At 65.9% G+C, this 12714-nt stretch carries 11 protein-coding genes; all 11 read right to left on the reverse strand.

Features of this window, described 5'->3' with window-relative positions; all coding sequences use genetic code 11:
• Positions 1-61: 61 nt before the first annotated feature.
• Entirely contained in the window at positions 62-1249 is a 1188-nt protein-coding gene (locus SMAL_RS09690) for a flagellin (protein ID WP_012510981.1), read from the reverse strand.
• A 72-nt stretch (positions 1250-1321) separates the two neighbouring features.
• Complete coding sequence (locus tag SMAL_RS09695; protein ID WP_012510982.1) at positions 1322-2539, reverse strand: flagellin; 1218 nt, start codon at positions 2537-2539, stop codon at positions 1322-1324.
• A 417-nt stretch (positions 2540-2956) separates the two neighbouring features.
• On the reverse strand, positions 2957-4159 hold the full coding sequence (flgL, locus tag SMAL_RS09700; RefSeq protein WP_012510983.1) for a flagellar hook-associated protein FlgL: 1203 nt from the start codon (positions 4157-4159) through the stop codon (positions 2957-2959).
• Positions 4156-6036, reverse strand: coding sequence for a flagellar hook-associated protein FlgK (gene flgK, locus SMAL_RS09705; RefSeq protein WP_012510984.1), 1881 nt, complete (start codon positions 6034-6036; stop codon positions 4156-4158). The genes flgL and flgK overlap by 4 nt, the downstream gene beginning before the upstream one ends.
• A gap of 8 nt (positions 6037-6044) precedes the next feature.
• Positions 6045-7244: a flagellar assembly peptidoglycan hydrolase FlgJ gene (flgJ, locus tag SMAL_RS09710; protein WP_012510985.1), complete on the reverse strand. Its 1200-nt coding sequence runs from the start codon at positions 7242-7244 to the stop codon at positions 6045-6047.
• A 1-nt stretch (position 7245) separates the two neighbouring features.
• Positions 7246-8382: a flagellar basal body P-ring protein FlgI gene (locus SMAL_RS09715; RefSeq protein ID WP_006366094.1), complete on the reverse strand. Its 1137-nt coding sequence runs from the start codon at positions 8380-8382 to the stop codon at positions 7246-7248.
• A 2-nt stretch (positions 8383-8384) separates the two neighbouring features.
• Positions 8385-9077 (reverse strand): flagellar basal body L-ring protein FlgH, encoded by a 693-nt coding sequence (flgH, locus tag SMAL_RS09720; RefSeq protein ID WP_012510987.1) that lies wholly within the window; start codon positions 9075-9077, stop codon positions 8385-8387.
• A gap of 22 nt (positions 9078-9099) precedes the next feature.
• The gene (gene flgG, locus SMAL_RS09725; RefSeq protein ID WP_005409571.1) at positions 9100-9885 is read right to left on the reverse strand and encodes a flagellar basal-body rod protein FlgG; all 786 of its coding nucleotides are present in this window, start codon (positions 9883-9885) and stop codon (positions 9100-9102) included.
• 102 nt (positions 9886-9987) lie between these two features.
• Positions 9988-10737 carry a flagellar basal body rod protein FlgF gene (locus SMAL_RS09730; protein ID WP_012510988.1) on the reverse strand — a complete coding sequence of 250 codons (750 nt, stop codon included), beginning with the start codon at positions 10735-10737 and terminating at the stop codon, positions 9988-9990.
• A 32-nt stretch (positions 10738-10769) separates the two neighbouring features.
• Positions 10770-11993 (reverse strand): flagellar hook protein FlgE, encoded by a 1224-nt coding sequence (flgE, locus tag SMAL_RS09735; RefSeq protein ID WP_006366152.1) that lies wholly within the window; start codon positions 11991-11993, stop codon positions 10770-10772.
• A 32-nt stretch (positions 11994-12025) separates the two neighbouring features.
• Positions 12026-12709, reverse strand: coding sequence for a flagellar hook assembly protein FlgD (locus SMAL_RS09740; RefSeq protein ID WP_012510989.1), 684 nt, complete (start codon positions 12707-12709; stop codon positions 12026-12028).
• Positions 12710-12714: the final 5 nt, after the last annotated feature.

Genomic DNA, 12714 nt, shown 5'->3' on the forward strand with positions numbered 1-12714 from the left:
AGCGTGTTTCAGGATCCGGGCGCCGCTTCATGCGGCGCCCAGAGGTCGATCAGAGAGCGGATCAGCGCAGCAGGCTGAGCACGCCCTGCGGCACCTGGTTGGCCTGGGCCAGCATGGCCGTACCGGCCTGCTGCAGGATCTGGGTGCGGGTCAGTTCGGCGGTTTCCTTGGCAAAGTCGGTGTCCTTGATGCGGCTACGCGAAGCCGACAGGTTTTCCGACGAGGTCTGCAGATTCGCGACGACCGAGGTGAAGCGGTTCTGGATCGCACCGAGGTCGGCACGGGTGCTGTTGATCGCACCCAGGGCCTTGTCGACGATTTCCATCGCCTGCTGGGCGCCCTTTACCGTGCTGACGTCCAGATCGCTGGCGTACTTGGCGGCCGGGGCGGCAGTAGAGGCGGTGAAGGTCGGAGCGGCGGCGCCGCCGGTCCAGGTGCCCGGGGTGGCGGTGATGGCCTTGAACGAGCCATCGGCATTGACGCTGTCCTTGACCGAGGTCAGGGTGACGCCGGCGGTGCCGTTCACTTCGGCGTAGACGCCGGTCTCGCCGATCTTGGCGTTGATCGCGGTCACCAGGGCTTCGCGGGACGCCTTGCCGGTGGCAGTAGCGTCGGCACCCTGCTTGACGTCGATGCCAGCAATGGCGACGCCATTGATCGACATGCCGGTGGTCTTGAAGTCGCCGTTGGCGGCCGGATCGGCCAGGGCCAGCGCGTTGGTATCGAACTTGGCACCGCCCAGGGCATTGGCCTTGGCGTCGATGGTCTTGTCGATGGCGATGGCCTGGCCGGCGTTGGCGCCGACCTGGAACAGCTGGCTGGAGAACGAGCCGTCCAGCAGCTTGGTGCCGTTGAAGTCCGACTGCTTGGCAACGCGGTCGATTTCCGAGACCAGCTGGGTCACTTCGGCCTGCAGCGCCTTGCGGTCGCTGGCCGAGTTGGTGGCGTTGGAGGCCTGCACCGACAGCTCGCGGACGCGCTGCAGGTTGTTGCCGATTTCGGTCAGTGAACCTTCGGCGACCTGGGCCAGCGAAATGCCATCGTTGGCATTGCGGATGGCGACGTCGGTGCCGCGGATCTGAGTGCCGAAGCGCTCGGAGATCGCCAGACCGGCGGCGTCGTCCTTGGCGCTGTTGATGCGCGAACCGGAGGACAGGCGCTGGATGGTGGTGGCCAGCGAGCTGCCGCTGGTGCTCAGGTTACGCTGAGCATTCAACGACATCGTATTGGTGTTGATGACTTGTGCCATGAGGAGAGGTCCTTGAGCGGTTGCACGTGAGTTGGGTTAGACGCCCCCGACGTGCCCCGGGGGCGGCTCATGTCAGCGCTGCAACAGGCTGAGCACGTTCTGCGGTACCTGGTTGGCCTGGGCCAGCATGGCCGTACCGGCCTGCTGCAGGATCTGGGTGCGGGTCAGTTCGGCGGTTTCCTTGGCGAAGTCGGTATCGCGGATGCGGCTGCGCGAGGCCGACAGGTTCTCCGAGGAGGTCTGCAGGTTGGCCACCACCGAGGTGAAGCGGTTCTGGATCGCACCGAGGTCGGCGCGGACGCTGTTGACCGATTCCAGGGCCTTGTCGACGATCGACAGCGCCTTCTGCGCGCCTTCGGCGGTGGTGACGTTCAGGTCCTTGACGAAGCTGGCCGAGGTGCCGGTGAGCGTGCCGCCATTGGTGCTGGTCTCGGTCAGGCCGAGGCCGGCGATGGTCGCGGCGGTGGCGCCGGTCGGCGGGGTCGCGGCGCTGACGCCGAGGGTGAAGGTCTGGCCGTCCTTGACCGAAGCCAGGCTGATCACGCCGGCATTGACCGAGGCCATGACGCCGGTTTCGCCCAGCTTGTTGTTGATCGCAGCGGAGGTGGCCGAGGTGATCGACTCGCCCGCCTTCACGGTGAAGTCGTTGACGGTGATCGTGGTGGCGGTGCCGCCCGGCGGGGTTACCGAGATCTGCAGGCCGGAGTAGGTGGTGTCGGCGGTGGCCTTGTCGGTCGCCAGCGCGGTGCCGGTGTAGCCGTTGGCGAAGGAGGCGGCGCCCAGCGAATCGGCCTTGGCGTTGACCACGCTGTTGATGGCGATGGCCTGGCCGGCGTTGGCACCCACCTGGAACAGCTGGCTGGTGAAGGAGCCGTCCAGCAGCTTGGTGCCGTTGAAATCGGCCTGCTTGGCGACGCGGTCCACTTCCGAGACCAGCTGGGTCACTTCGGCCTGCAGCGCCTTGCGGTCGCTGGAGGAGTTGGTGGCGTTGGAGGACTGCACCGCCAGTTCACGGATGCGCTGCAGGTTGTTGCCGACTTCACTCAGCGAACCTTCGGCGACCTGGGCCAGCGAGATGCCGTCGTTGGCGTTGCGGATGGCCACGTCCAGACCACGGATCTGGGTGGTGAAGCGCTCGCTGATGGCCAGGCCGGCCGCATCGTCCTTCGCGCTGTTGATGCGCAGGCCGGACGAGAGGCGCTGGATGGTGGTAGCGAGCGAGCTGCCGCTGGTGCTCAGGTTGCGCTGAGCGTTGAGCGACATCGTATTGGTGTTGATTACCTGTGCCATGGGGTCGTCTCCTCTTATATGGAACCCGTTGGTGAATGAAACGAAGCGCCGCCTGTTTTTTTGTGTGGCTGTGTGCTTCGCTGTTGCCAAATGAATAACGGCGCTTTGTCAACAACCTTTAGCCGTGAATTCCGTTGAGGCCGGATTTCGTTGCCGGAGGCCGTTTTCCCGGGCTTTTCGAGCCCCGGAGGAGGCGGTTGGGCATGCCCAGCCAGCGCTGATGAAGGTATCGGCGGGGCAGCGGCGGGCTTGATGGGTAATCACGGAAAATCCGCCGGGCATGGCCTGGCGCTACCAGAGCCAGCCATTCGGTAGCGCCGGGCCATGCCCGGCGAGCGCAGCGGGCGATGGCCGCAGAAACGAAAAAGGCCGCGATGCAGGGCATCGCGGCCTTTCAGGGGTGACGCAGGAGATGCGTCAGCGGATCTTGTTGAACAACGACATCGACTGCATCTGCGAGAAGATCGTCTGCGCAGCCTGCAGTGCCGTGCTCTGCAACTGGTACTGGCTCAGCGCATCGGCATAATCCAGGTCGCGCATCTGCGACAGCGTGGTCTTCAGGGTCACGCCGTTGGCTTCACGCATGTCGGCGGCATTGTCCAGCGCCTTCAGCTGCGCGCCGCCGGCTGCACGTGAGTCGATCATCCGTTCCGACGCGCGTGCCACGTCGCGCAGCGCATTCTGCAGCTCGTTCTGCTGTGCGCTCATCTTCGCCGTGGTACCGGTATCGGCATCCAGCGCGGCGATCAGTTTGTCCATGGTGTCAAAGATGTCGCGGCTGGTCGCAGGCTTCACATTGAAGCTGTCGCCCGCAACGGGGGCACCGGTGATCTGCAGGCGCACCCCGTTTACTTCGAGATTGTCACCGGCCTTGTAGGTGCCGGTACCGGTCACGTTGCCGGCGCCATCGAGCACTTCGTACTGGTTGGCTGCGGTGAAGCGGACGCTGAAACTCTGGCCGTTCCAGCTGTCGCTGCCGTCGCGGGTGATGTTGGTCAGCACGCCATTGCCGGTATTGCCCGCCGCGGCACCGCCGTCGACGAAGCCGTCGCCGGTGGGGATGCGCATGAAGATCTCGCTGCCGGGCAGGGAATCACGCACATAGGTATCCGGGCCGACTTCGACCTGGCGCTGGGTCTGGTCACCACGGTAGACCACCTTGCCATTGATCTTGGCGAATGGCGGGTCGCCGTCATTGGTGCCGCCGAACACGTAGCGGCCGGTGCCGTCGTCGGCGTTGGCCAGCGACAGCAGGCCGTCGCGGATCTGGTTCAATTCGGTGATCAGCGTCTTCTTGTCGGCCGCGCTCAAGGCGGGGTTGCTGGCCTGGATGGTCAGGTCGTTGACCCGGCCCATCAGATCGTTGACCTGCGCCAGGGTGTTTTCCTGCACGCCCAGACGGTTCTGCACGTTGCCGGCATTGAGCTTCATCCGGTCCAGTGCGGCCAGGCTGCGGTCCAGGCCAACGGCAGCACCGGCGCCGACCGGATCGTCCTTGGCGCTGACGATCTTGCTGCCGGTGGCGATCTGCTGCTCCAGGTGGCTGAGCTTGGCCTGCTTGGCCATCATCAGCGACACGGACTGGTTGAACATCATGCTGGTGGAGATGCGGCTGCTCATCGGCGGACGGCTCCCAGGATGGTCTGGAACATGCTGTCGGCGGTGGAGATCAGCTGCGAGGCGGCCTGGTAGGCCTGCTGCAGGCGCAACATGTCGGCTGCTTCTTCATCCAGATTGACGCCGGATACCTCGTCGCGGGCCTCCTGCGCCTTGTCATTGATCACCAGCTGGGCATCCAGCGAGTACTCGGCCGAACGGGCCGCGGCACCGACCTGGGTGGTCAGGCCACCCAGCGCGCCGTTCAGCGTCACCGTGCCGGCGTTGAACGCCTTGGCGCTCTCCACCTTGGCCAGCTTGGAGGCATTGCTGTTGTCGGAGGAGCCGGCCGGGGTCGGGGTGATGTTGAAGGTGTCGCCGACCTTGGGCGCACCGTCCAGCACGAAGCTCCAGCCGTTGGCGCTGATGGTCTGGCCAGGGGTGTAGGTCTGTGGCGGGCCGCCATCGATGGTGTAGGTGGTGGCCGAGGTGAACACGATCGCCGCCGGATTGCGCAGGTTGGCGTTGTTCGAATCGGTGACGGTGACGCCGCTCAGCTTGCCGGTGCCGGTGTTGGCGGTGGCTGCGGCGCCCTTGACTGCCGCAGCGGCAGCAATGCGCGACGGATCGGTGATCGCGATCTCCATGCTGCCGGCCACGCCGGCGGTCGGCTGCAGCAGGAAGCGGTCATTGGCAGCCGGAGTGCCGCCGACAACCATTTTGACGCCGTTGATCACCAGCGGATCGGCGGCCGTGCCGGTGCCGGTCAGCGGAACATTGGCGCCGGTGTCGGCACGGCTGGCCTTCCAGTTGCTGCCATCGAACTGCAGCACCACGTTCTGCGCGTCCAGCTTGCCCAGGTCGCCATAGGTGGCGGTGAGGCTGGCGGTGCCGGTGTTGGCATTGTTGGCGGTGACGCGCGGATTGCCGATGTTGAAGAAGTCGCCGCCCAGCTTGCCGTACAGGTCCACGCCCTGGTGGTGGGCCTGGTTGAAGCTCTCGGCCAGGCCCACGGCCAGCTTGCCCAGTTCGGCCTGGGCCGGGGTCAGCACGGTGTCGCGGAACTCCAGCAGGCCGCCGATCTGGCCACCGACCGCCTTCGGGTCGAGCCGGATCGTATTGCCCTGGGTTTCAAGCGCCAGCTGCAGGCGTTCCGGTTGGTACGGGTCGGCCACGGTAGTGACCTTGGTCGCCGTGGTGCCCACCACCAGCGCGTTGCCGCCGGCGGTGTAGACATTCATGATGCCGCCGTCCTGGATCACCGCCGTGCCGCCGGTGTAGCCAATCAGCTGGGTGATCAGCTGGTCGCGGCGGTCGAGCAGGTCGGGGGCGGCGTTGGCGATGTTGGTGCCGATGGCACCATTGATCTGCGCGATCTCCTGCGCCAGGCGATTGACCTCGGTGGCACCGGCCAGCAGGCCGTTGTTGACCTCGCCGTTGAGGTTGTTCAGGTGCGTGTTGAGCTGCACGAAACGATTGGCCAGGGCCTTGCCGCCATCAAGCATGTTCTGGCGGTCGGCGGTGCCGGCGGCATTGGAGGACAGGCCGCTGACCGAGTCGAAGAAGTTCGACCACACACCGGAGACGTTGGTGGCCGGATCGGACACCAGCGCATTGACCCGGTCGGCCATGCTGGAAAGCTGCTTCAGGCGCGCCAGTTCGCCACTGCTGTCGAGCAGGCGCGAGATCGCCAGCTGGTCGGCCGTGCGGCGGATGTCGGTGATGCGGGTACCGTTGCCGACCGTGCCGTAACCGTAGTTCTGCGGATCGGCGGTGGCGAAGTTGACCTTCTGCCGGCTGTAGCCAGGCGTGTTGAGGTTGGCCACGTTGTGGCTGGTGGTCGCCAACGCACGCTGGAAGGCGAGCAGGGCACCGGTACCGGTGGAAAGTACGCTGGACATGGGGTTCCTCAACGACGAGTGATACCCAGCGCCGCGGTTGCGGTGCTGGCGAAGGTCTGGCCAAGGCGGCTGCCTGCATCGGCCACGGCGCTTACGGCGCGCTCGATGGTCGGGCCGCCGGCAATCGCGGCGATCTTGGCCGCGTAACGCGGATCGGTGGCATAGCCGGCGCGCTGCAGGCCGCGAGCGAAGCCCTGCACATCGGTGCCGGCCTGCAGGGCCTGCTGGTAGCGCGGGCTGGTCTTCAGCAGGCGCACGTAGTCGGCGAAGCTCTCGGCCGGCGAGCTGTAGGCACGGAAGCTGGCGGTCTCGTTGCGGCGCACGCCATCGACATACTCGTGGGTGCCGGCCACGGCGCGCTGGCCGTTCCAGCCATTGGCCTTGATGCCGAACAGATTGTGCGAGGTGCTGCCGTCGGCGTGCTTGATGTGGCGCTTGCCCCAGCCGGTTTCCAGTGCGGCCTGGGCCACCAGGGCGCGGGCATCCACGCCCAGTTCCTTGGCCGCGCTCTGCGCGTGCTGCCAGATGCTGGCGACGAAGCCTTCCGGGGTGTGCTCGCCTAGCTGAGCCACGGCGGTACGGGTGGCCATCGCGTCAGCCGGGTTGATCGCCGTACCGCGATTGCTCGCCGTTGCGGACCACTGGTCGCTGCTGGCCGCCCAGTCATCGCCCTGCAGGCTGCCGATGTACGGATCGTCGGTGCCCAGCGAGCGGTGCATGCTGCTGCTTTCACGGCCAGCGATCAGGTCCAGCGCCTGTTCCATCGGCGCAACCGCGGCCTGGGCGCCATGTTGGGCACCGGCAGCCATCTGCTGCAGCAGGCGCACGGCCTGGCCGCCGTCTTCCAGTGGCAGTGACGGTGCTGGCTTGGCCGGCGCGTTGAGCTGGTAGGCGCGGCTGGCCTTGGCCGGGTCCACGCGGGTATCCAGTGGCGGACCTTCGGCGGCCTGCCCGGACAGCTGGCGGCTGATCATGCCCGACAGGCCCAGGCCCTTGCCGCGGGTCATCGCCTCGGCAATCTTCTGGTCGTACATGTCGCGGAACATCTTGTTTTCGCCTGGGAACAGCGAATCGCCAAAACTGGCGTCACGCATGCTCTTGACCAGCATCTGCGCGAACTGGCCTTCCAGCTGGCGCGCGACCTTGTCGATCTTGGCCGGATCGTTCTGTTGCGCCGGGTGCAGATCGAATGCGGGAGTGATGCGCATATCAGATCACCTCGAGCTCGGCACTCAGTGCGCCGGCCTGCTTCAGGGCTTCCAGGATCGCGATGAGATCGCCTGGTGCTGCGCCGACCGCGTTCACCGCGTGCACGATCTCGTCCAGGGTGGTGCCGCCGCTGAACTTGAACATGCGGCTGCCGTCGTTGGTGGCGGTGATGGTCGACTGCGGGCTGGCCACGGTGCGGCCGCCGGACAGCGCATTGGGCTGGCTGACGTTGGTGTTCTCCTGGATCGTCACCGTCAGCGAACCGTGCGAGATCGCCGCCGGGCCGACCTTCACCTGCTGGCCGATGACCACGGTGCCGGTACGCGAATTGACCACCACCTTGGCCGGGGCGCTGCCCGGCGTCAGTTCCAGGTTCTCGATGCGGGCCAGCAGGCCGATGCGCGCGCCCGGGTCAGTAGGTGCGGTGACCGCGACGGTCACGCCATCGACTGCGCGTGCCGCGCCTTCGCCGAACGCATTGTTGAGCGCGGCGACCATGCGCGACACCGTAGTGAAATCGTTGTTGTGCAGGTTCAGGGTGATGTCGCCGCCATTGGCCAGCGGATCGGGCAGAGCGCGCTCAACGGTGGCGCCGTTGGGAATGCGGCCGACGCTCGGTACGTTCACCGAGACGCGGGAGCCGTCCTTGCCTTGTGCGCCGAAGCCACCGACGATCAGGTTGCCCTGGGCGATGGCGTAGATCTGGCCGTCGGCGCCGCGCAACGGCGCCATCAGCAGCGAACCGCCACGCAGCGACACCGCGTTGCCGATCGAGGACACGGTGATGTCGATCGGCTGGCCCGGCTTGGCGAACGGCGGCAGTTCGGCATGGATCGCCACGGCGGCCACGTTCTTCAGCTGCGGGTTGACGTTGGCCGGCACGTTGACACCCAGCTCGCCGAGCAGGTTCTTCAGGCTCTGCACGGTGAAGGGCGCCTGGCTGGTGCGGTCGCCGCTGCCATCCAGGCCGACCACCAGGCCATAACCCACCAGCGCATTGCCGCGCACGCCGCCGACCTGGGCCAGGTCCTTGATGCGCTCGGCACTGGCGGGGGCTGCCACGATCAGCAGCATCAGTGCGACGATCGACGCCGCGCGACGCTGCCAGGAAGAAGAGAAGAAGGAATTCATGGCCATACTCAGAACGGCGTCAGGCCGGAGTTGAAGAAGCGGCTCAGCCAACCCATCGCGTTGGACTGCGCAACCGGGCCGCGACCGCCGTAGACGATGCGGGCCTCGGCCACGCGGCTGGAAGGAATGGTGTTGTCCTGGCTGATGTCGCCGGGACGGACGATGCCCTGCACCTGCACTAGCTCATCGCCCTGGTTCAGGCGCAGGTTCTTCTGCCCCTGCACCACCAGGTTGCCGTTGGGCAGGCGCTGGATCACGGTGACCGTGACGTTGCCCTGCAGGCGGTTGCTCTGCGCGCTGTTGCCCTTGCCGGTGAAGTCACGTGCACCCTTGGCAGAGGCGCTCAGAATGTCCTTGCCGCCCAGGGTGACCGGTGCACCGAAGATGGACGGTGTGCCCAGGCTCAGGTTCGATTCCTTGTTGGTGGCGGTGTTGGCACTGGTCTGTGCGGTGGTGTTTTCCAGCAGGCTGATCGTCAGCAGGTCGCCCACGTCGCGTGCGCGACGGTCCGAGTACAGCTGCAGGGTCGGGCCAGCGGCATAGATCGCGCCAGCGGTCGGCTGGGCCTGCGGCGGCATGATCGGCTGGATCGGTGCCATCGTCGGGTAGGGGCGCACGTCGCCCGCGATCACGCAGCCACCGAGCAGGGCGGCCACGGCGCAGGCGAGGGCGGTACGGGCGAAGTTGGAAAGGGGCGACATGGCGGTTTCCCGGTTGGGCCGGTCAGAGCTTGTTGTTGAGGTAGCCGAGCATCGAATCGGTGGTGGAGATTGCCTTGGCGTTCATTTCGTAGGCGCGCTGGGTTTCGATCATCGACACCAGCTCTTCCACCACATTGACGTTGCTGCCTTCCAGCGCACCCTGCACCACGGTGCCCAGGCCATTGAGGCCGGGATTGCCGTTCTGTGCCGGGCCGGACGCGGTGGTCTCCAGGAACAGGTTCTCGCCGCGGGCCTGCAGGCCGGCCGGATTGACGAAGTCGGTCAGGGTCAGCGCGCCCACTTCCACCGAAGCGGCACCGTCGGCCATCTTCACGCTGATGGTGCCGTCGGTACCGATGGTGACCGACTGCGCGCCTTCGGGAATCTGGATGCCCGGCTGCACCGGATAGCCGCTGTTGGTGACCAGCTCGCTGTCCTGGTTGATCTTGAACGAGCCGTCACGGGTGTAGGCCGAGCTGCCATCGGGCATCTGCACTTCGAAGAAGCCGCGGCCGTTGACCATCACGTCCAGGGCGCGGCCGGTCTGCTGCTGGCCACCCTGTTCGAAGTTCTTGGCGGTGGCGACCACGCGCACGCCGGTGCCGAGCTGAAGCCCGGTCGGCAGCTGGGTCTGTGCCGACGAGGAACCGCCGGGCTGGCGCACCTGCTGGTACAGCAGATCTTCGAAGCTGGCACGGTCCTGCTTGAAGCCGGTGGTGTTGGTGTTGGCGAGGTTGTTGGAAACCACCGACATGCGCATCTGCTGCGCATCCAGTCCGGTTTTTGCGATCCACAATGCCTGGTTCATCTTCGCTGTCCTGTCTGGTGAAGCCGGCCACGTAGTGCGGCCCTTGAATTCGGGTGTGCAAGCGGTGTGCCAGCGCCGGCATCAACCGGCGCCGGAATCCCGTCAGCTGCCCAGGCGCAGCATGCTGTTGGCGCTGCGCGCGTTTTCGTCGCCGTGCTTGATCACCTGCACCTGCATTTCGTACTGGCGCTGCAGCTGGATCATCTGCACCAGTGCACCGGCGGCATCGACGTTGCTGCCTTCCAGCTGGCCGCTGTGCACGGCCGTGCCCTGTGCCGGTGCGAACGGCTGCAGCGGGTCGGTGTTGCGGAACAGGCCATCCAGGCCGCGTTCAAGGCGCTCATCCGGTGCCTGCACGACCTTGATCCGACCGATCTGCGCCATGGTCTGCGGGCCTTCGCCCTGCGGAATGATCGAGATCGTGCCGTCGGCACCGATCTCCATCGCCTGGTAGGGCGGGATGGCGATCGGGTTGTTGTTGTCGTCCAGCACCGGGCGGCCGCTGGAGGTCACCAGCTGGCCGTTGGGTGTCACCGACAGCGCCGCGCCGCGCGTGTACGCTTCGCTGCCATCACTGGACTGCACGGCCAGCCAGGTGCCGGTCTGCAGAGACAGGTCCAGCGGCTTGCCGGTGATGTGCTGCGAGCCGGGCGTGCGGTTGAACCCGGCGTCGACATGCAGCGCATCCACCCGCGAGGCAAAGCCCGGGCCGCGGATCGGGAAGGCTTCGGTGTTGGCCAGCGCTTCCTTGAAGCCAGGGGTATCCGAGTTGGCGAGATTGTGGCTGAGCGTACCCTGCGCCTGCAGGGAGGCGCGGGCACCGGTCATCGCCACGTAAAGGGCTTTATCCATGCGGGGAGTTCCGTGGCAGGGTCAGCGCGTCATCAACGGATGTTGATGACGGTCTGGGTGATCTGGTCCTGGGTGGTGATCATCTGCGCGTTGGCCTGGAAGTTGCGCTGCGCGGTGATCATGTTGACCAGCTGCTCGGTGAGGTCGACGGTGGACGCTTCCAGCGAACCGGCCTGGATCTTGCCGAGGTTGGAGGTGTCCGGCATGCCGGTGCGCGGCGTGCCCGAGCTGAAGGTATCCACCCACAGGTTGTTGCCCTTCGATTCCAGGCCCTGCGGATTGTTGAAGGTGGTCAACGCAACCTGGCCCAGCGGCTTGTCGGCACCGTTGGAGTAGCGGGCGTAGACCACGCCGGTTTCCGACACGGTGATCTCGTTGAGCTTGCCGGCGGCGTAGCCATCCTGCTGGGTGTTGCGCAGGGCGAACTTCTCGCCGTACTGGGTCGAACCGCTGACATCGAGCGTCATGTTCAGCACGCCGGCACCGGTGGTCGGGGTGAAGGTGCCGAGGCTGACCTTGCCGTTGGCAGGTGCAGTCAGCTTGCCGCTGTTGTCGAAGGTGACCGGCGTCGGCGCGCCAGCCGGTTGGCCATCGACGTAGTTGCGCACCGTCCATTCGTTCGGGTTGGCGCCCTTCACGAAGTAGGACACCTGGATGTGGCTCACGCCCAGCGAGTCGTACACGGTGATGCCACCGCTGGAGTGGTTGTAGCTGTTGGAATCGGTCGGGTCGAAGGTCGTGACCGTCGGCTGCTTGGCGTTGGCAGGCAGGGTGAAGCCGACCTTGACTTCGCTGGTCTGCTTCGGCGCGCTGTCGGTGGTCAGCAGCTGCAGGTCGACCATGCGGCCGGCGTCGAAGTTGGTGCCATCGGCGTTCGGCGCGAACACCTGCAGGCGTGCGCCCTGCGGGTTGATCACATAGCCGGACGGGTCGGTCTGGAAGTTGCCGGCGCGCGAGTACACGCGGGTGCCGTTCATGTTCATGGTGAAGAAGCCCTCACCGGAAATGGCCATGTCCAGGCTGCGCCCGGTCTGTTCGTTGTGGCCCTGCTTGAACTGCTGGGCGACGTTGGATACGCGGACACCCGAACCGACCGCGTTCTTCGACAGGCCGTAGCCGGTGGCCGAGAACAGGTCGGCGAATTCCGCGCGCGATTCCTTGAAGCCGGTGGTGTTGACGTTGGCGACGTTGTTGGCGGTGACGCTCAGGTCGGAATTGGCGGCATTGATGCCGGACAGCGAGACATTGAAGCCCATGGGATGCTCCTGGTAAGTGCGGGGTGTGCGGCTCAGCTGACGCGGAGCACGTAGTCGATCGGGGCCGTGCCCAGGCCCTTGAGGTTCAGGTACAGGCCGTCGGAACCGACGGTCACGCTCTCCACCGGTGCCTGCACGAAGGTGGACAGCTTGGTGCTCTTGCCGGCGGTGTCGACGTGGTTGGCGACGATGGAATACTTGCCCGGCTCCATGCGCTTGCCGTTGGCATCCTTGCCATCCCACTTGAAGGCGGTTTCGCCGGCGGCCTTGGCTTCCACGCTCAGCGAAGTGACCTTGGCGCCATTGGCGTCGGTGATGTCGACGGTGACGATGCCGGCTGCCGGTGCGGCAACGGTGCCTTCCACCGTGCCTTCCTTTTCCAGCACCAGTTTTTCCGAAGGCACCAGCACCTCGTGGCCGACCAGCGCGGCGCCACGCAGCACCTGGTCGCTGGCCATCGATTCCTGGAAGCCCTTGACCGTCTTGTTCAGATCGGTGATGCCCTGCACGGTCGACATCTGCGCCATCTGCGCGACCATCTGCGTGTTGTCCATCGGCTTCAGCGGATCCTGGTGCTGCAGCTGCTCGGTCATCAGGCGCAGGAAATCGGCCTGGTCCAGCGTGTTCTTCTTTTTCGTGGCGTTGCTGTTGGGAGCATTCAGGCCGAGCGCGGAGTAGACGTCCTGGTTGGTCTGGTTGTTGACGGCGGTGGTCATGGCGG

The sequence above is a fragment of the Stenotrophomonas maltophilia R551-3 genome, assembly GCF_000020665.1.
Classification (GTDB): domain Bacteria; phylum Pseudomonadota; class Gammaproteobacteria; order Xanthomonadales; family Xanthomonadaceae; genus Stenotrophomonas; species Stenotrophomonas maltophilia_L.